The organism is Hanamia caeni (genome assembly GCF_003721595.1).
In the GTDB taxonomy this organism is placed as follows: domain Bacteria; phylum Bacteroidota; class Bacteroidia; order Chitinophagales; family Chitinophagaceae; genus Ginsengibacter; species Ginsengibacter caeni.
In genome coordinates this window covers 176,082-196,483 of record NZ_RJJR01000011.1, presented here as the reverse complement: position 1 = coordinate 196,483, position 20,402 = coordinate 176,082, and the positions used below count along the sequence as shown (strand labels likewise).

The 20,402-nt window shown below is 38.8% G+C and carries 18 protein-coding genes; 10 read left to right on the top strand and 8 right to left on the bottom strand.

Annotation, left to right across the window (positions count from 1 at the left end; all coding sequences use genetic code 11):
- Positions 1-117 precede the first annotated feature (117 nt).
- The 8 genes from EFY79_RS13815 (at position 118) to EFY79_RS13780 (ending at position 9,073) form a co-directional block, all read left to right on the top strand.
- A complete protein-coding gene (locus tag EFY79_RS13815; protein ID WP_123121306.1) occupies positions 118-459 on the top strand; it encodes a cupin domain-containing protein in 342 nt (113 codons plus the stop codon).
- A 396-nt stretch (positions 460-855) separates the two neighbouring features.
- On the top strand, positions 856-1,629 hold the full coding sequence (locus EFY79_RS13810; protein ID WP_123121305.1) for a rhamnogalacturonan acetylesterase: 774 nt from the start codon (positions 856-858) through the stop codon (positions 1,627-1,629).
- Between the two features lie 19 nt (positions 1,630-1,648).
- Positions 1,649-3,073, top strand: a complete 1,425-nt coding sequence (locus EFY79_RS13805; RefSeq protein WP_158605219.1) for a glycoside hydrolase family 28 protein — start codon at positions 1,649-1,651, stop codon at positions 3,071-3,073.
- Complete coding sequence (pelA, locus tag EFY79_RS13800) at positions 3,048-4,265, top strand: pectate lyase (protein WP_123121303.1); 1,218 nt, start codon at positions 3,048-3,050, stop codon at positions 4,263-4,265. The genes EFY79_RS13805 and pelA overlap by 26 nt, the downstream gene beginning before the upstream one ends.
- A 10-nt stretch (positions 4,266-4,275) precedes the next feature.
- Positions 4,276-4,923, top strand: coding sequence for an SGNH/GDSL hydrolase family protein (locus EFY79_RS13795; RefSeq protein ID WP_158605218.1), 648 nt, complete (start codon positions 4,276-4,278; stop codon positions 4,921-4,923).
- 16 nt (positions 4,924-4,939) lie between these two features.
- On the top strand, positions 4,940-5,926 hold the full coding sequence (locus EFY79_RS13790; protein WP_123121301.1) for a pectinesterase family protein: 987 nt from the start codon (positions 4,940-4,942) through the stop codon (positions 5,924-5,926).
- On the top strand, positions 5,923-6,909 hold the full coding sequence (locus EFY79_RS13785; protein ID WP_123121300.1) for an alpha/beta hydrolase: 987 nt from the start codon (positions 5,923-5,925) through the stop codon (positions 6,907-6,909). The genes EFY79_RS13790 and EFY79_RS13785 overlap by 4 nt, the downstream gene beginning before the upstream one ends.
- A 265-nt stretch (positions 6,910-7,174) precedes the next feature.
- Positions 7,175-9,073, top strand: coding sequence for a glycoside hydrolase family 88 protein (locus tag EFY79_RS13780; protein WP_123121299.1), 1,899 nt, complete (start codon positions 7,175-7,177; stop codon positions 9,071-9,073).
- Positions 9,074-9,180: 107 nt separating this feature from the next.
- Here EFY79_RS13780 and ispE read toward each other — a convergent pair whose 3' ends face one another.
- The 4 genes from ispE to EFY79_RS13760 form a co-directional block, all read right to left on the bottom strand.
- Complete coding sequence (gene ispE, locus EFY79_RS13775) at positions 9,181-9,999, bottom strand: 4-(cytidine 5'-diphospho)-2-C-methyl-D-erythritol kinase (RefSeq protein WP_123121298.1); 819 nt, start codon at positions 9,997-9,999, stop codon at positions 9,181-9,183.
- A 106-nt stretch (positions 10,000-10,105) separates the two neighbouring features.
- Positions 10,106-10,687, bottom strand: coding sequence for a bifunctional nuclease family protein (locus EFY79_RS13770; protein ID WP_123121297.1), 582 nt, complete (start codon positions 10,685-10,687; stop codon positions 10,106-10,108).
- A gap of 100 nt (positions 10,688-10,787) precedes the next feature.
- Positions 10,788-11,753 (bottom strand): electron transfer flavoprotein subunit alpha/FixB family protein, encoded by a 966-nt coding sequence (locus EFY79_RS13765; RefSeq protein ID WP_123121330.1) that lies wholly within the window; start codon positions 11,751-11,753, stop codon positions 10,788-10,790.
- Positions 11,754-11,854: 101 nt separating this feature from the next.
- Positions 11,855-12,598: an electron transfer flavoprotein subunit beta/FixA family protein gene (locus tag EFY79_RS13760; RefSeq protein ID WP_123121296.1), complete on the bottom strand. Its 744-nt coding sequence runs from the start codon at positions 12,596-12,598 to the stop codon at positions 11,855-11,857.
- Between the two features lie 58 nt (positions 12,599-12,656).
- Between EFY79_RS13760 and EFY79_RS13755 the strand changes: the two genes are divergently transcribed.
- Both EFY79_RS13755 and tilS read left to right on the top strand, forming a co-directional pair.
- Entirely contained in the window at positions 12,657-12,968 is a 312-nt protein-coding gene (locus EFY79_RS13755) for a tetratricopeptide repeat protein (RefSeq protein WP_123121329.1), read from the top strand.
- A 97-nt stretch (positions 12,969-13,065) separates the two neighbouring features.
- A complete protein-coding gene (gene tilS, locus EFY79_RS13750; protein ID WP_123121295.1) occupies positions 13,066-14,520 on the top strand; it encodes a tRNA lysidine(34) synthetase TilS in 1,455 nt (484 codons plus the stop codon).
- 57 nt (positions 14,521-14,577) lie between these two features.
- Here tilS and EFY79_RS13745 read toward each other — a convergent pair whose 3' ends face one another.
- From EFY79_RS13745 to EFY79_RS13730, 4 genes are all read right to left on the bottom strand, one after another.
- Entirely contained in the window at positions 14,578-15,234 is a 657-nt protein-coding gene (locus tag EFY79_RS13745) for a rhomboid family intramembrane serine protease (protein WP_123121294.1), read from the bottom strand.
- A gap of 35 nt (positions 15,235-15,269) precedes the next feature.
- Positions 15,270-15,743, bottom strand: a complete 474-nt coding sequence (locus tag EFY79_RS13740; protein ID WP_123121293.1) for a 23S rRNA (pseudouridine(1915)-N(3))-methyltransferase RlmH — start codon at positions 15,741-15,743, stop codon at positions 15,270-15,272.
- An 80-nt stretch (positions 15,744-15,823) separates the two neighbouring features.
- The gene (locus EFY79_RS13735; protein WP_123121292.1) at positions 15,824-19,411 is read right to left on the bottom strand and encodes a VCBS repeat-containing protein; all 3,588 of its coding nucleotides are present in this window, start codon (positions 19,409-19,411) and stop codon (positions 15,824-15,826) included.
- 222 nt (positions 19,412-19,633) lie between these two features.
- Positions 19,634-20,401, bottom strand: coding sequence for a response regulator transcription factor (locus EFY79_RS13730; RefSeq protein WP_123121291.1), 768 nt, complete (start codon positions 20,399-20,401; stop codon positions 19,634-19,636).
- Between the last annotated feature and the right edge of the window lies 1 nt (position 20,402).

Here is a 20,402-nt window from a genome sequence, read left to right as displayed (position 1 = left end):
CGTTCCCAGAATCAGAAATAGCTTTAAGATGTTTTTTTAATTGTTTTAAGATATTAATTTCATTTCGCTAAAAGGATTTATTGAAATGAAAAAAGTAACTTTACAAGAAAAATACTTATGAAACCAAAAGCAGGAAAGGCTTTCATTCATTCAAAAGAAATTTCCTGGGAGCAAACAGGCCACGGTGTTGAAAGAAAAATTCTCGGTTTTGATGATCAGGTAATGATGGTTTGTGTTCGTTTTGAAAAAGATGCTGCCGGGTCACTTCATCACCATGTGCACCGGCAGATTTCGTATGTTGAATCAGGACGGTTTGAAGTAACAATAGATGGGAAGAAAAATATACTGGGACAAGGTGATTGCTTTTTCGTAGCTCCGGATTTAGTACATGGCGTTGTTGCTTTGGAAGAAGGAATATTAGTGGACATATTTACACCAGCAAGAAAAGATTTTTTATAAGGAAATTTTTGATCATGCCTGTGGCATCTGATTTTTTTATTTCATTCAAAATATTTTACCCGAATAAAAAGTTAAAACGTTATCGGGAACGATTGCATAAAAATACATTTCAATCCGGCGCCTAACCTGCCAAATTATTAGTACACTTGCTTAATTGAGGTATGAGAACGCCAGGCAGCACTTGTTTATAATTTCTAATCACACAATAGTATATCCGCAGACGAATCGTTTCCAGGAAAAAATAATACAGGCGATCCGCGGTGGAGGTAAGCGTTTAAAACAATAATGTATGAGTTTCATCAAATGGTTTTTTAAAATTAGAAAATATTTTCTATAAAAGCAGGATTGATTTTTTTAGATTTTTAAAAATTAATTTTAGGAATAAATTATAATCCATTGAAAACAACAAAATATAAAATAAAACTATTTATTGGTTTACTGTCACTGGGGGCTTTTATATTGTTCGCATTTAAGGAAAGCAATAGAATTACTGTTTACCTCATCGGCGATTCTACTATGGCCGATAAGGAAGTGAAAGCCTACCCTGAAACCGGCTGGGGCATGCCTTTTCATCATTATTTTGATTCTACGGTTACGGTCGACAACCGCGCAAAGAACGGAAGAAGCACCCGGACGTTTATCGAAGAGGGAAGATGGCAATCTGTTTTGCAAACATTAAAAGAAGGCGATTATGTGCTCATCCAGTTTGGCCATAATGATGAAGTGCCCACCAAGGGAAGCTATACAAAGCCCGAAGACTTTACAGCCTTTCTGCAAAAGTTTGTGGATGATTCAAGAAATAAAAAAGCAATCCCGGTATTAATTACACCCGTGGCCCGGCGCAAATTTGATTCGACAGGGCATATCATGGAAACCCATGCTGAGTATACAAAATTGGTAAAGCAGGTCGCAAAGAAATTGTCTGTTCCCCTGATTGATTTGGATAAAGAGAGCCAGGAGGCATTTCAAAAGCTGGGTCCTGAAAATTCCAAATTTTTGTTTAATTATTTGCAACCCGGAGAAAACCCACATTATCCGGATGGCCATAAAGATGACACACATTTCAATGAGTTAGGGGCTAGGATGATGGCCGAGATTGTATTGAATGATATTCAAAAATTACATCTTGGACTTGCCGAAAAAATTTCAACAAATAAAAAGGCGAAATAAATCAAAAGAAATTTATATCATGAAAAAAAATTGGATTCAAAAATATGTAGGTGGATGGGTGCTGTTGTTAAGTATTTTATCCACCGGTTGTTCCGCTCAAAACGAAGCGCAGCAAGGCTGGAAAGATTACAACGCCATTGTCAAAAGAATTATTCCGCCCGCATTTCCAGACCATGATTTTTCTATTTTAAATTATGGAGCAAAAGCAGATGGCGCCACAGATTGCCTTCCTGCCATCAAAGCGGCCATCCGGGAATGCAACAGCAAAGGCGGTGGCAGGGTGTTAATTCCTTCTGGAACTTTTTTTGTAAAAGGCCCTATTCACCTGCTCAGCAATGTAAATCTTCATTTGGATGAAAAGGCCATTCTTAAATTCAGCACCAATGATGACGACTATTTGCCTGTTGTGTTCACGCGCTTTGAAGGAATAGAGTTGATGAATTATTCTCCGCTCGTGTATGCTTATGGCCAAACAAATATTGCGCTCACTGGAAAGGGAACCTTAGACGGCCAGGCCAGCAATGAAAATTGGTGGAACTGGACAGGAAGTAAAAGATTTGGCTGGAAAGAAGGTATGCCCAAACAGCATGATCCCGCCAACGAACCAAGGCTAATGCAGATGGCCGCCGAAGGTGCTCCGGTAAAAGATCGTGTTTTTGGCAAAGGGCATTACATGCGTCCGTCTATGGTTGAATTTTATAAATGCAACAATGTGTTAATCAAAGGTGTAACGCTCATCAATGCTCCATTCTGGCTGATTCATCCTACGCTTTGCAAAAATGTAACCGTAGATGGTGTAATTACCAACAGCCTCGGTCCTAACAATGACGGTTGCGACCCCGAATCATGTTCAGATGTCATGATAAAAAATTGTTCATTTACAGACGGTGACGATTGTATTGCCATAAAAAGCGGAAGAGATGAAGACGGGCGCCGTGTAAATGTGCCTTCAAAAAATATTATTATCCAGGATTGTGATATGAAAGACGGTCACGGCGGAGTAGTAATCGGCAGTGAAACCTCAGGAGGCGTGGAGAATGTGTTCGCTCAAAATTGTACAATGAACAGCCCTCATTTGGATCGCGCGATACGCATTAAATCCAATGCATGCCGCGGCGGCGTATTGAAAAATTTCTATTTCCGGAATATAAAAGTGGGCGAAGTAAGGGAAGCTGTGCTAAAAATTAATATGTTTTATGAAAGGGAAAAAGCGGCAAAGTGCAATTTCCCACCAACGCTCAGTGGTGTTTTCGTAAATAATGTAACAAGCCAAAAAAGCAAGTATGGGATTTATATTGAAGGGCTGAATGCAAAGCCTGTGACCAATATTCACATCGTTGATTGCAATTTTGATAATGTGGAAAAAGACTATGTTATAAAAGACGCTAAAGGTCTTCACGTAAAAAACACGATCGTAAATGGAAAGAAAATGGAAATCAAATAACCATCTTTTGAAAACCTGTTCAATCAATTTCATCTCAAATCTGTCAGTAAATATTGCTGCCGTATTTTTTTTAATGGTAATCGCATTGCCTGGTTTTGCCCAAAACGATTTTAAAATTCAGGATGTTTCCGGCTTCCAGGATAGCCGTCATCATTGGATGGATATTACCGATCACGATCAGGTAATAATGCCTGTAAAAAATCAGCCGCGCTATCAACCTTCAGATATCCTTCATATTGCTGACAATCTTTTGATGTACCAACAACCTAACGGCGGGTGGCCTAAGAATTACGACATGCTGGCCATTCTAACGGATAAACAAAAAGAAATTCTTTTGCAGCATAAAGATTCACTGCATACTACCTTTGATAACGGTGCTACCTACACGCAAATAGAATACCTGGCAAAAGCCTTCACCCTGCTTCATGATAAAAAATATGAGAAAGCGGTTTTGAATGGGCTGAATTTTATTTTTGAATCGCAGTATGACAATGGCGGCTGGCCACAGTTTTATCCCGATGTGAGCGGCTATAGAAAATATATAACCTTTAATGATGGCGCAATGATTGGCGTAATGCGCGTGCTACAGCATATTGTCCAGCGCAAGCCGTATTATTCATTTATAAATGATGAATTGCGAAATAAAGCGCAAAGATCTTATAGAAAAGGAATGGATTGCATCCTGAAATGCCAGATTGTTGAACATGGCGTTCCTACAGGTTGGTGCCAGCAGCACGATAACGTTACTTTACAACCGGTCGGAGCCAGAACGTTTGAATTGGCTTCGAAAGCAAGCTCTGAAAGTTCAGATATTGTGCGATTCCTTATGAAGGAAAAAAATCCGGATCCGAAAATAGTTGAAGCTATAAAGAAAGCAGTTGCCTGGTTTGAGAAGGTGGAAATAAAAAATACAGTTGTAAAAACAATTGCTGCAGAAGATACAGTATACAAATATCATGAAGCTAAATCTGATAGGGTAGTAGTTACCGATTCCGCTGCTCCACCCATCTGGACGCGTTATTATGAATTGCAAACAGATCGGCCGATGTTTGCAAACCGCGATGGTAGAAAAGTATATAGACTATCAGAAGTATCACGCGAAAGAAGAACAGGCTATGCATGGTATGGGTATTGGCCGCAGCGCATTATCGCCTCAGATTATCCAAAATGGTTACAAAAGAATCATCAATAAATTGACAAGAATGAAAGGCAAATTTCTATACCCGTTAATTTTTGCTTCGTCAGTTTTACTTGCGCTGATGGCATTTAAAAAAGTAAACCGTCAAATTGTTTGCTTTGGGGATTCCATCACCTATGGCGCGCAGGTAGATGGCCATAGCTGGGTGTATTTTTTATCTGGAGATCATCCGGGCATTGATTTTATCAACGCAGGCAGAAGCGGCAGAAAAACTGCTGATAAAAAAGAGTTGTTACCTGTATTGGAAAAATATCCGAAGGCGGATGATTACCTGATTTTTTTAGGCGTGAATGATTTAAAAAACGGAAATGATTCCATGGTAAATTCCTGTGTGGAAAATATGCGGTGGATGATAAATGAAATAAAGAAAGTAAACCATAATGGTGCGATTGTAATTCTTGCGCCCTGCGATATCAATCTGAAAACCATGAATGATATCAACCGCAAAAAGGAATACAATAAAAACACGAAGCGTTCTCTTTATAAGCTTGCAAAGAGATATAAAGAATTAGCAGCGGAGCAACAAATAAGCTTTATTTCTCTTTTGCACACGGTGTCCAAACCTAATTATGCAGATGGTTTGCATCCGGATATTGCAGGCCAAAAGGAAATCGCAAAAGCTGTCTGGAAGGGCTTAAAGAATTTAAAATAAAAAAGAATTACAGTAAATGAAGTTTTATTACGGAATCTTATTTTGTCTGTCTCTAGGGGTTTTATCTTTTGCTCTTCCGAACCAAAAAGCTACGGATAAATATGACTTTGTAGTAGCAAAAGACGGAAGTGGCGATTTTACGACCATTCAGGCTGCGATTGAGGCCTGCAAAGCATTTCCTGTTGACCGTATCCGCATTTTTATTAAGAATGGTGTGTATCATGAAAAGGTATTTATTCCTTCATGGAATAATAAAATTTCTTTGATTGGTGAAAACAAAGACAGCACAATAATTACTTATGACGATTATTTTGCAAAAATCAATAAAGGACGCAACAGTACTTTTTACACGCCTACACTTGAGGTGCAGGGAAATGATTTTCACGCGGAAAATTTAACAGTTGAAAATAGTGCAGGCGCGGTTGGACAGGCCGTTGCCTTAAGTGTAATAGCAGACCTCTGCTCATTTTTTAATTGCAAATTTTTAGGAAACCAGGATACTTTATATCTGGCGGGTGAGCACTTCCGACAATATTTTGTTGATTGCTACATCGAAGGAACCACGGATTTTATTTTTGGCGAAGCAACAGCTTTGTTTGAACAATGTATCATTCACTGCAAAGCCAACTCATACATAACAGCCGCGTCAACACCTGAAAATGTTTCTTATGGATTTGTCTTTAAAGACTGCACCATAAATGCTGAGCCGAACGTTACCAAAGTTTATCTTGGACGGCCCTGGAGAAAATTTGCAAAGGTGGTTTTTATTAAAACCAACATGGGTCAATGCATCAGTCCTGAAGGATGGAGCAACTGGAGCGGCACTGACAATTATAAGACTACCTGGTATGCAGAAAGAAACTCAACCGGTCCTGGTGCAAATGCGTCACAACGGGTTTCGTGGTCACATCAATTGACAGAATCAGAAGCTGGTAAATACAACATGCAAAATATTTTTTTTGGTCTGAATTACTGGAACCCCGTTAAAGAATTTGAGCCATGAAATGTTTGATTCTATTTTTCCTCCCTTCTTTTTTATGGTTGGTATGCGTCAGTAAAGTTCAGGCTCAATCGTTAGAAGGAATTACAAATAAGCCAGACACATCTTTTACGACCTATTCAGCTTTTCAAAAACTAAAAAAAGATTTTCCCGGCATTTCGATTGTCCATGAATTTGATTTTCCTGGAGTAATTAAAAGGAAATCCATAATCTATTGCAAAACTTCTTCTCACAAGTTTTTAATTGATGCTTTTTATCCTAAAGAAAAAAGTGATGCCAAAAGAGTTGCTATCATTATAATTCACGGGGGTGGCTGGCGCTCCGGAAATCGCTCACAACATTATCCGCTCGCGGAAAGCCTTTCCCGCCTGGGTTACGTTTGTTTTACACCGCAGTACCGGCTATCTACAGAAGCCTTATTTCCTGCGGCAGTTTACGATATCAAGGCTGCTATCAGGTGGGTAAGGAAAAATGCTTCCCTCTATAATTTGGATTCGTCAAAAATAGTAATTGCCGGTTTTTCAGCAGGTGGCGAACTGGCTGCCTTTGCGGGCAATACAGGCAATATGCCCCTGTTTGAAGGATGCGATTGCAACAGGGATGTTTCATCAAATGTTGCGGCCATCGTTGATATAGACGGCACACTTTCATTTACCAATGCAGAAAGCGGCGAGGGAGACGACAGTAAGCAGACTTCGGCAGCAACTTACTGGTTTGGATATCCTAAAAAGGGGCATGAAGTTTTGTGGGAAGCTGCATCGCCACTGAATTATGTAAGTCCACAAACGCCGCCAACACTGTTTATTAACAGCAGTGTAGATCGGATGCATGCAGGAAGAAATGATTATACCGCTCAGCTCGATAGCATGCATATTTATTCAGAAGTGCACACGTTTGAAGGTGCGCCGCATGCATTTTGTTTGTTCAATCCCTGGTTTGAGCCAACGGTCGCTTATATTGATTCTTTTATTAAAAAAATCTTCTAGAAATAATTCTTTATTCACTATGAATTATTTATCACTACATTCTTTTTCGAACATGGGAAGATAAACACCGGAACACCCGGCGAGCCAGTGTTTGTAGAAATATTCAATTGTTGTTGATGAAAAAACCGGTACACCCGACAGAAGGTTGAAGTTGAAAGAACAAAAAATTTATCTTTGAAAAATTTAAAATACAACCTCAGCAAAAAGTCGTTGCATTTGAACCCCATGCAGATAAAAAAAAATTTCTGTAAATAAATCTTTTAAAATGAAAAAAATAGGCGTCTCTTTTCTTTTGGTGTTTACTTCATTTATCGTACATGCACAGAACGAACATTCGTATGCAGAAAAAATGGCTAAAACAGTAATGACTATCTGGAAAGACTCTATGACCAGCGGCAGGCCTGCAAAATGGACGTATGACCAGGGCGTAATTCTAAAAGGAATAGAAGGCTTGTGGAAAAAAACCGGCGATGGAAAATATTTTGATTACATGCAAAAGAGCATGGATTTATTTGTGGAGAATGACGGGAATATCCGCACTTATAAATTCGGGGATTTCAATCTTGATAATATTTTATGTGGAAGAATTCTGTTAACGCTTTACAAAGTGACCGGTAAACAAAAGTATTATAAAGCCGCATCTCTATTGAGAAAACAGTTGGCAGAGCAGCCACGCACAAAAGAAGGAGGATTTTGGCATAAAAAGATTTATCCTAATCAAATGTGGCTCGACGGCCTTTATATGGCTGAACCGTTCTATGCTGAATGGGCAGAAACATTTCATGAGGATTCTGATTTTAATGATATCGCGAGGCAATTTATAATCATGGAGAGAAGATCGCGAGATGAAAAAACCGGCCTGATGTATCATGGATATGATGAATCAAAACAGCAGGCCTGGGCGAATAAAATCACCGGCGTTTCACCAAATTTTTGGGGCCGCGCTATGGGCTGGTATGGAATGGCTTTGGTAGATGCTTTGCCCTATTTCCCTGAAAATCATCCGCGCAGAAAACAACTGATCGGCATCCTCAAGAATTTTGTGATTGCCATAGCAAAAGTGCAGGACGTCAAAACCGGCTTATGGTGGGATGTTCTGAATTTTCCTAACCGCAAAGGCAATTACCTTGAGGCATCTGCAAGCTGCATGTTTGTGTATACCTTGCTGAAAGGCGTACGCCTGGGCTATCTCCCTTCTTCCTGCATACCGATTGCAAAAAAAGGATATGCCGGAATAATTAAAAACTTCGTTACTAACGGTGATGGACACACGAATTTGGAGGGGACCGTGAGTGTGTCAGGCCTTGGTGGCCGTCCATACCGCGACGGAAGCTATGAATATTACATCAACGAAAAAGTGATCACAAACGACCCGAAAGGTGTAGGCGCTTTTCTGTTGGCTTCAGATGAAATGGAAATATTGCCCACGCTTTCCATTGGAAATGGTAAAACAGTAACGCTGGATTATTATTTTAATCATGAAATGAGAAAAGACATCCTTGGAAATGCTGAACAATTCCATTATATCTGGGAAGAAATGGATAACAATGGTTATTCCCTTTTCGGCAATATCTTCCGCAGATACGGCGCCAAAACCAATTCTTTGAAGACAGCGCCCACCAAAGAAAATTTAAAAAATTCTTCTGTTTACATCATTGTCGATCCTGATACAGAAAAGGAAACTGCACAACCCAATTACATTAGTGAAAGCGATATCAATTCCATTTATAATTGGGTAAACAACGGTGGGGTGCTTCTGCTATTCGGCAATGACTCTGCTAATGTTGAATTTACGCATTTCAATAAGCTGGCCGAAAAATTTGGCATTCATTTTAATTTCGATTGCCAGAATAAAGAAACTGGAAGCAATTTTTCAATGTCAGAAATCAACCTTGAATCGGGCAATTCAATATTTAAAAACGTCAGCAAAGTTTTTATTAAAGAATATTCTTCACTTAACCTGAATGCGCCTGCAAATGCGGTTTTGAAACAGGGCAACATAAACGTGGCAGCGGTAGCTAAAGTTGGAAAAGGAACCGTATTTGCAGTAGGTGATCCGTGGTTTTACAATGAATACCTGGATGGCAGAAAACTACCTGCGGATTATCAAAATTATGCCGCAGCAGAAGGTTTGGTAAGATGGGCGCTCGGGCAAGCAAAATAAAATTCATTATTTCTTGCTTTACTGCGTCATCTATTATAATGAACTTTTCCATTTTGAAGTAGTTATTGGTTATTGGGGCCTTTAATAATTGAGACAGAAAGGATATCTTATGCCAGGTTTTCTACCGCTTTACAGAGATAGCCATTTTCGTTAGGGATGTGCACTTCTTCACTTTGCGTGAAGATTCCAAAAACGGTGCTTCCGGTTCCGGTCATGGATGCATACAAAGCGCCGTTTTGATATAACTCATCTTTAATTGTCTTGATTTGCGGATAAGCTTTAAACACAATTTTTTCAAAATCATTTACCAAATCATTTTTCCACGATTCAATTGGCTGTTGCAAAATATTTTTAATTCTTTTGGCTGGCACTGCGGGAACAATCTGCTGAAAAACTTCTCTTGTGCTGATGTGAATAGCAGGATTAATGATTATAATTTTATATCCTGCCAGCGAAAGATTGATTCCTTCAAGTTGTTCGCCACGTCCTGCCGCTGTGGCGGGTTTATTCATCAAAAAGAAAGGACAATCACTTCCTAATTGTAAGGCATACTCTGAGAGTTGAGTCTGCGAAATATTGAGTTGGTATTTTTTATTTAAGAGGGATAACGTAAATGCGCCATCAGCAGAACCTGCGCCCAGACCTGCTCCCGCGGGAATGGTTTTATGCAAATGCATTTTTATTTTTGGCAAACCCGGAAAATCTTTTTTTAATAATTGGTAAGCTTTTATGCATAAATTATTTTTGATCGCTCCTCCAGAGATGCCCGTATTGATAAACTGTATTTCATTTTCAGCGCTTACAATTTCTAATACATCATAAAATGGCAGTGGAAAAAATGCAGTTTCTATATCGTGAAAATTGTCTTCTCTTTTCCGTAAAATATTGAGGCCAAGATTGATTTTGCAATGGGGAAATGTGACCATTAATTAAAAGCATTGTGGTAAATAAATCCTGGAACGCTCTGGCAAAATCTTCGTAACAGTAAACAGATAAATAAGCAGGAATTTAATTTTGAAAAAAATGTTGCGTCTAATTTCCCTTCCTGAGATTTATTTCATCCCGGATGGAAGCAGCTTTAATGTAATCTTCATGCTCGAGCACTTCATTTAATAAAGCTTCTAATTCAGCCAGCGATAATTTTTTAAGATCATCACTGCCTTCATCCGTATGCGAAACCACCACTTTCTTTTTCTTATCATCTTCTTCCATCAATATTCCGGCGTTTTCCAAAATATTATCGTAAGTGTAAATCGGGCAACCAAACCTGACAGCCAAAGCGACTGCATCAGATGTGCGTGAATCAATTTCGACGGTGTCTTTATCTGAAGAACAAATCAATTTTGAATAAAAAATTCCTTCCTGCAGATCATTAATTATTATTTCATGAAGATCAATATTGAATGCCATCATAAAGTTTTTCATGAGGTCGTGCGTAAGCGGGCGGCTTGGCTGCATGCGTTCCAGGGCCACAGCAATTGCCTGCGCTTCAAAGCCTCCAATCACAATCGGCAGCCTTCTTAAGCCGTTTACTTCGCCTAAAACCACCGCATAGGAATGGGTTTGCGTAATACTGTGAGAGAGCGCTACAATTTCTAATTCTATTTTCTTCATTTTAACTCCATCCGGCCACGCGGATTTTTTTTGTGAATAACAAATATAAAAATAAATGTTTTTTTATCAGGGCAAACTTTAAAATGCAAGCTGACTAAGTTTAACTGATGCCTTTTAATTTTTTTACGGCTTCTGTAATTTTCGGAACCACTTCAAATGCATCGCCCACAATTCCGTAATCGGCGGCCTTGAAAAACGGCGCTTCCGGATCTTTATTAATTACCACGATTGTTTTACTTCTGTTTACACCAGCCAGGTGTTGGATTGCACCGGAAATACCAATCGCAAAATATAAATTTGGCGCAATCGTAAGACCTGTCTGACCCACGTGTTCATGATGGGGCCGCCAGTCGCTGTCGCTAACGGGGCGGCTACAGGCAGTTGCGGCTCCCAATGCTTTGGCAAGGTCTTCCACAATGCCCCAGTTTTCGGGGCCTTTTAATCCACGTCCGCCGCTGACCACTAATTCTGCTTCTGATAAGGGAATTTCTCCTTCCACTTTTTTCACTTCTTTTATTTTTACTTTCGACTGGGGAATTTCAACTTGTAATTCTGCAACTTCAGCGCTTCCCGCGCTTTCAATTATCTTATAGGAATTGGCGTTGAGCGAAATAATTTTTATATCGGTTTTTATAGAAACGTTCGCAAATGCCTTCCCGCTGAAAACACTTTTTTTCACCACAAAACCATCGGTCGTTTCAGGCAATGCCACGGCGCCTGAAACCAGGCCTGCCTTTAATCTTACGGACAATCGCGGTGCGATCGATTTACCATTAAAGTTGTTGGAAAAGACGATAACGTTTGCGCCTGTATTTTTTGCTGCTTCAGCAATAATATAAGTGAATACTTCATCATCAAAATTATTAAGCGCTTCGTTTTTTACCGTATGAATTTTTTTCAAGCCATATTTTCCTAACGCTGTTAAATCATCATTTACGCTTCCCAATACGATTCCTTCCGCTGCTACATTTAAATTCTCTGCAATCTTTGCTCCATAAGATGCTGCCTCAAAGGAATTCTTTTTTATATGCCCATCTGCCTGGTCTAAAAATATTAATACGCTCATTTTGAAAATTAATTTTTGGCCGCTGCCCTCCAAAAGAGGTTCAATAAAAGCCAGTAAACAAATAAATATCTAAGATTTCTGTTTTCTCTCAACTCTAAACCCTAAATCACTTTCGCTTCTTCATGAAGCAACCTCACCAATTCTTCCGGCTGATCTGCAGGAATTAATTTTACGCCTGCTTTTGCCGGTGGCAACTGGAAAGAAGATATTTCGGTAAAAGTGTCTGCCTGCGCAGGTTCTACCACTTTCAGAGGTTTCGTTCTCGCGCTCATAATTCCGCGCATGTTAGGAATTCTTTGTTCTGCCATTCCCTTCTGGCAACTAACCACAAGAGGAAGGTTTACCTCGTCCACTTCCTCGCCACCCTCAATTTCGCGCTCCACAGTCGCCGTATTTTCTTTTAAAGTAAATTTGGTTGCGAGAGAAATAAACGGGAGATTTAAAAATTCTGCAATCATGCCGCCTATGGAAGACCCGTTATAATCAATCGTTTCTTTTCCTGTAAAAATCAGGTCGTAATTATTTTGTTTTGCTATTTCCGCAATTTGTGCAGCAATAAAATAATCATCATGGCTATTGCTGTTTACCCGTATCGCTTCATCACCGCCAAGCGCCAACGCTTTGCGGATTATAGGGTCGTTATCTGGGCCGCCAACATTTATTAAATGCAAAACAGTCGCCGGATCTGCTTCTTTTAATTCAATCGCTCTTACCAAAGCATACCATTCATCGTAAGGGTTTAAAATGAATTGAACGCCGGCTTCGGAGAATTTCGTATTGTTATCTGTGAAGGCTATTTTTGCGGTGGTATCGGGGGTTTTACTGATGCACACAAGTATCTTCATAGTGTCTTTTTTTCGAGGTGCGAAGATACTAAGGAATAAAAAGGTAAAAAAAGTTTTGATGGACAGGATAAGCCAGATTAAAGCATACTTAAAAGCCGAACCGGAAGATAATTTTTTGCAACACGCGCTGGCACTTGAATATATAAAAGCAGGAAATGAAACAGATGCCAGGAAGTTGTTCGAAGAAATATTAAACCGTGAACCAGGATATGTGGGTTCCTATTATCATTTGGGGAAAGTACTGGAGCGGATGGGCGAAATGCAAAATGCAATTCATATTTATAAAAAAGGAATGGAGATGGCGAAATCCGCAAACGATGCGCATGCATTTAACGAGTTGCAGGCTGCCTGTGAAGACCTGGAAGATTAAGCAGCGGACCCAGAATCTGTAAAATAAAAATCATTATTATTTGTCTACCTGCTTGTAGGCACGTTTGTTACTACCATAATTGGGATAAAAAAGGAGAATGTCATTATTAAAAGAATTTATAAGAAATATTGAGCAACAAAATCTTTTTCAAAAAAATGATTATTTATTGCTGGCAGTAAGTGGCGGCGCGGATTCAGTGGCACTTTGTGAATTGTGTTTTCAGGCGGGTTTTCATTTTGAAATTGCACATTGCAATTTTCAGTTAAGAGGAGAGGAGAGTGAGCGTGATGAAAAATTTGTGCTTCAACTTGGCGAAAAATATTGGACGAAAGTTCATGTGAAAAAGTTTGACACAACTGACTATGCAGTGCAAAATAAAACTTCCATCCAGGTGGCCGCGCGCCAATTAAGATATCAATGGTTTGATGAATTGTTGAAGGAAATAGCAGATGCCAGGAAAGAAAAAATTAAAACAATCAACGATTCATCAATCAACGATTCACCGCTCGCCATTCACGAATCATCATTCATCATTCACGAATCATCACTCACTACTCACCACTCACAATTTCTTCTTACTGCACATCATGCCAATGACAACATTGAAACACTTCTGATGAATTTCTTCAAAGGCACGGGAATAAAGGGTTTGCAGGGAATTTTGCCAAAGCAGAAAAAAATTATCCGGCCACTATTGTTTGCAAAAAGGGAAGATATTTTGTATTTTATTAAAGAAAACAATTTGGATTTTGTAGAGGATTCTTCCAATAGTTCTGATAAATACACACGCAATTATTTTCGTCACCAGTTGATTCCATCCGTGCAAAAAGTTTTTCCGCAGGTCGAAGAAAATCTTTTGAATAATATAGAAAGATTCAGGGAAATTGAAATCCTATATGATCAATCCGTTTCGCTTCATCAAAAAAAATTATTGGAACAAAAAGGCAATGAAATTCATATCCCTGTTTTAAAATTAGTGAAAACAAAACCACTAAAAACCATCGTGTATGAAATTATAAAAGACTACGGTTTTACAGCGCACCAAATTGATGATGTGGTGTCGCTGCTTGATGCCACGAGCGGGAAATTTATTACTTCTTCAACACATAAAATATTCAGAAACCGGGCGTGGCTTATCATTTCGCCGGTTAACAGCATTGAATCGCAACATATTTTAATCGAAGAAACCGATAAGGAAATTAGTTTTGAGCAGGGAAAATTAAAATTAAAAAAGGATGCCGCTATGAATGAAAAAATGCCGGCAGAAAAAAATATTGCCACGCTGGATTTGAAAAATATTTCTTTTCCTTTATTGCTTCGCCAATGGAAACGGGGTGATTATTTTTATCCTTTGGGCATGCAAGGCAAAAAGAAACTGAGTAAATTTTTTATTGACCAAAAGTTATCATTAACTGATAAAGAAAAAATTTGGGTGTTAGAATCCAATAAAAAAATTATTTGGATTATCGGCCACAGAATTGATGATCGGTTCAAGGTTACTGAAAAAACAAAGCACATGCTGCAAATTGCGTTTCATAGTGCAAAGCAGTAAAGCCGTAAATAAGCTTAATTTTATTTTATCGTTCAAAGATGCTGTTTAAACCAACGATTAATAAGTGGTAAAAATGTGGCGCAAATCAAGGCTTTTCACTGACTCGATAAAATTATCAAGCAAAGGATAGCTTGAAAATAATTCACTAAAAATTAGTAAAAACACAATTCCAAAAACAGCGCCCCAGATGTGGGCTGAATGATTGATTCTGCCGCCTCCTTTTCTTCCTAAAAAATATGATACAACCAGGAAAATAATTCCGAACAAAAAGCCCGGAATAAAAATCGGGATAAATAAAAGCCCAATGCCTTGCAAAGGCCTGAAAAGGATATAGGCAAAAACTACCGCTGATACGGCGCCTGACGCGCCAAGGCTTCTGTAACCTACATTGGTTCTGTGTTTATTAAAATCAGGAATAACGCAGGCAATTAAAGAAAGAAAATACAACAGGATGTAAAGAGTTTTGCCATTATTGCCAAAAACGTATACAAAGAAATCTTCGCACGCTCCTCCAAATAAATAAAAAGCGTACATATTGAAAAAGAGATGCGACAAATCAGCATGAATAAAACCATAGGTAATGAACCGGTAATACTGATTTTTTTCGATGATGGCGGCAGGATAAAAAATAAGATCGTCCATTACCCTTTGTGATTTAAAGGCAAACAGGGAGACAATAACAGTAATAGCAATAATGATAACAGTAATAGACATTTTATCTTTTTAATCGCTTCAAACCTACACAAAAACTAAGAATGATGATATTTTTCATTGCGAAGGATGGTGCATGCGCGGTAAATTTGTTCTGCAAGAATGAGGCGAACCAATTGGTGAGGAAGAACCAATTTGGATAAGCTCCATGTAGCATTTGCTCTCTGCAATATTTTTTGATCAAGTCCATAAGCGCCACCAATTAAAAAAATTAAATTCCTGGCGCTTTGATTTGCCGAATGTTGAATAAAATCAGCCAGCTCCTCTGAAGTCCATTGTTTGCCTTTTTCATCTAATGCTACCAGGATATCCGTTTTGTCAATTGCTTGTAATAAGCTGTTTGCCTCCTGCAGCTTTAAATCCTCTTTCTGAAGAGAAGCTTTTTGTCTTGGTAATGAAAAAAATTTCCATTCAACCGCATAATAATGGCTGATCCTTTTTGTAAACATTTCAATTCCTTCTTTTACATAAGGCTCATTTGATTTTCCAACCGACCAAAGATGAATTTTCATATTCTCAAAAAATGATAGAGAAGCTGGTTTAATAAAAGCGCTTTGTTGACAGTCTTTCAGGGTTTCCAATTTACTAAATGTTATTTCATGGGTACTTCTCTTTTTACTCCATTAAAATTTGTGATAGTTATTTTTTTAAAATAGCTGTAGACGGGCATCACACGCGAAGATTGAGACAAATAAGTAGAACCATAATAAAATTCAATCCTTCTTTTTGCACCATCCCGGCAAACCACATCGGCAAAAAAATCATCAGGATTTAACTTTATCCATCTGGAAATTATTTTTGGGGAAGCCGGGTTTCTGCTATACACTTTCACGCTGTCCTGGTTTTGCGTAGCAATTATTATGGATTCATTTTTAGCAGTAAAGACGGTGGCAAGGCCCTTTGCATCACCGTTTACAAAAAACCCGCTCTGTTGCAAACTTACCGGAGTGAAATTGCCTTTGCCAGCTCCTTTCAGGCATAAGCCCATAAAAGCATCATGCCTGCCGCTATAAGGATCCATTGAATAATCATTGCCCACCATCAGCACATCAAGGTTTCCATCGCCATCAATGTCTTCACTTTTCATTCCATACACGGGGGCCTGCTGTGCCTGCAATGGCATGGGTTTAATTTCAAAATGACCGTCGCCCTTATTTTCAAGATAGCATGTCTGCATATTGTTTGCCTGCAATATTATTGCGCCTTGTTTATCATCTTCGCTCCAGATATCATCCATTGTTGCCAATCCATACGATTTGTAAGTAGGGAATTTTTTGCCAAAGCTGATAACCTGTTTTATCATATCATCTCTAGTAGCCATAGGATAGGGCTTGTAAGTGCCATCTGGCCCCAGGGAATACGCAAATACCATTGGATCCGTGGTGCCATTATTGTCAATATCATTTGCAATAAGCGTCATTGGTTGCTGCGGCGATGCCGTATAATTTGAATTAATGCCAAGATTGCCGAAGATATAATCCATATCGCCGTCATTGTCGAAGTCACCGGCAGTAATACTATTCCACCAACCTACATTGTTTTCAATTCCTGTTTTGACTTTTTCCAGCGAATAGCCTGTATTTTTGAAAAAAGTTACAGGCATCCATTCGCCCACAACCAGTAAATCAACTTTTCCGTCATTATTAAAATCTGTCCATAATGCATCGGTAATCATTCCGATGTTTTTTAGTTCCGGACAATATTGCTCAGTTACATCTATGAATTTGCCGCCAATGTTTTTCAACAGAAAACTTTGAGGTGGATTTGGATAAGCGCCCGAGACTACGCGGCCACCAACAAATAAATCCAATTTTCCGTCGTCGTCAAAGTCAGCAGCTCTTACGCATGATCCGTTTGATGAATCAATTGGCAAAGCGCCACTGGTCTTTATAAAATGCCCTGTGCCATCATTTAAAAATAAACGATCACTGCTGATAGGATGATTTGGAGGGATTTCATAGCTTCCGCTTACCAGGTACAAATCAGGAAAATGATCATTGTTGGCATCAAAAAAAATGGCCCCCATATCTTCGTACAAGGGATCATCTTTTTTCAACAAACGCGTAGAATCCATTGTGAAATTACCTTTTGCATCCTGCATAAAAAATATGCCTGCATGACCGGAAGAGCCGCCCAAATAAAAATCATCAAAGCCGTTTTGATCGATATCTCCCACAGCAATCCCAGGCCCATACTGGCTTAGCTTGTGTGGCAATGTAGCCTGTATGTTATAATCAACAAAATCGCTTTCTTTCGGTAAATAAGTGATACCATAACTTTTAGCTGAGTTAACAAAATAAGATGAAAGAAAAGGATCGGTTATAGTATTGTTTTTTTGAACTGAATTTTTATAAGAAACGGTGAGCGGCTCGTTTACCTTTACATTGGTTATTATCTGTTGCCTGCCGTCAGGCCATGCCACTAACACAGAATCAACATTGGTAACATCTCCTAATCCAAAATGCGCCCGCGGATCATCTGTTGATAAATAACCTCTTGTTGGATATTGCTCATAATATTGTCGCTTATGCTGATAATATAGATTAACAGTAGCGCCTATACCGTTGTTATTGTTTTTTGGTCCGTCAAAATTAACCACAAGAAAATTTGTTTTTTTTGAACCAGTGGTATCATTCACTGTATTTTCAAAAACAAACGCAGTATCATTTATATTGTTAACTATAAAGTCGAGGTCGCCGTCATTATCTAAATCGGCATAAGCTGCGCCATTAGAGAAAGATGGAATATCAATCCCCCATGATTTAGTTTCATTTTTAAATTGCAGCCCATTGATATTTTTAAATCCATAATTGGAAAATTTAACTACCGGCAGAGAATCTGTCATTGAAAGTTTATAGGTGGGCGTAGATGCAGTTTTTCCATTGGTATAATCCCTGTCATTGCTGTTTTCAATATAATCAAGATCGGTAACATCTCTTGGTATTCCGTTGGTGATGATTAAATCCCTGAGCCCATCGTTATCAAAATCTGCAATTAAAGGACACCAACTCCAATCTGTTTGATAAATTCCCGCCATAAAACTTATATCATTGAAAATTGGATGTCCTTCAGGCGTGATACCGCTGTTGAGCTGAAACATATTGCGCACATATTGAGGCCCGTATCCAAACTTTTTGCTGCTTGTATAATTATAATATTCATTTCCGCTCAGCATTCTTTTTTTACGAAGATTCTCTTCAGGAAGCATTTCTAATGAAACCAGATCTACAAGGCCATCATTATTTATGTCTGAAGCATCGGTGCCCATTGCATTCCAGGAAGTATGTTTAAAATATTGGTCAAGGCGGTTGGAAAAAGTACCGTTTTTATTGTTGATGTAACAAAGGTCATTTGACACAAAATCGTTAGCTACATATATGTCAGGCCACCCGTCTTTATTTATGTCTGTGATGCAGGCAGCATGTCCCCATCCTTCAATGGTGATGCCTGCTTCTTTTGACACATTCGTAAAAGTGCCGTTGCCATTGTTGCGATAAAGCCTGTCCGTATTTTTGGCGCTTCCATCAGTTAACTTGGGTCGGAAGGTTATAGGTGTTTTTGGATCATAAACTTCATTAGTAACAAGGTACATGTCCAGGTCGCCGTCCATGTCGTAGTCGAAAAAATAAGCCTGTGTGCTAAAGCCTGTATCGGCGAGGCCATACGATGCTGCCGATTCTTTAAAAGTAGGAATTCCTTCTTTGTTCAGACCCTGGTTTATATATAAAAGATTAGTTCGAAGTTTGGCATCGCTCCTGAAAGAGGCACTCACATAAATATCGGGCCATCCATCCTGGTTAACGTCAGCCACCGCAACTCCTGTGCACCATCTGCCCTGCCCATCTGTACCGGAAGCTGCGGTAATATCCTCAAAATGGAATTTGCCTTTATTCAGATATAACTTGTTTGAGACCATGTTGCCGGCAAAATAAATATCCATCAAACCATCCCGGTTAAAATCTCCAATTCCCACGCCGCCGCCGTTATAAATATTTGCCTGGTTTAAAATATTCAAGGTATCATTTTCAAAAAGCTGATTTTTAAAGGTAATGCCAGTTTGTGTGGCGGGAAGCAATTTGAAAAGCGGGCTATCAATTTTTTTTTCGTTGCAGCCAATAATCCCAGCGAACATTAAAAGAGAAATAAGCGGAAGAAAAAAAATCTTTTGTCGTGAAATCATTTTGATTTTTTATAAAAAGTTTTGAGAATTACTGTTTGCCAAAAAAATAATTTTCAAAATACGGATAAAAGGCAGCACTAATTTTTCAGGAAGTTGCAATTTATATTCAACTTGTTTCTTTTCCACATTTTAAATTGGCATGTAGGGCTTTTGGATGTTTGAAGAGAGCAATTAAGGTAAATTTTTCTTTTAATTTTTTTTTTGATGTATCCATCAACTGTATTATTCTTTCTGCCGTAAGGAATGCATGTATTCCGTGGGTGACATATTAAATTGTTTTTGAAAATTTCTCGTGAAGTTAGATTGTGAGCTATACCCCACAATCGCAGCGATTTCATACATTTTGTGGTCGCCGCCAGCCAATAGTTCAGCCGCTTTTTTTAGCCTAACTACATTAATGATCTCTAGCGGTGAAAGATTTGAAATTGATTTTATTTTTCGATATAAGGTGACGCGGCTCATATTCATCATCGCTGCAAGCGTTTCTACGTCAAGGTCGGTATCTTCAATCTTTTGCGCAATCGTATTGTTCAGGGTTTCTAAAAAGCGTTCATCAGATTTGGTGTGCGCCATACTTTTCATATGCACCAGCGGCGAGCTTGCAAAATATTCCCTTACCATATTTCTGTTGGCCAGCAGGCTGGATATCTGCGCAAACAAATGTTCTTTAGAAAAAGGCTTTTCAATGTAGGCATCGGCGCCCAGTTCCAGTCCTTTTACTTTGGATTGAATAGTGCTTTTGGCCGTAAGCATGATCACAGGAATGTGGCTGTATTCCACTTCTGATTTGATGATTTTACAAAATTCAAAGCCATCCATTTCCGGCATCATCACATCGCAAATGATCAACTGAACTGCTTCCGACTTCAAAATTTGTAAAGCATTTTTTGCGCTTTCAGATCTCAAAATATGATAGCGGCTTTTTAAAATTCTCTCCAGAAAGTCAAGTATATCTTCCTCGTCATCAATAATTAAAATGGGGGGTAGCATG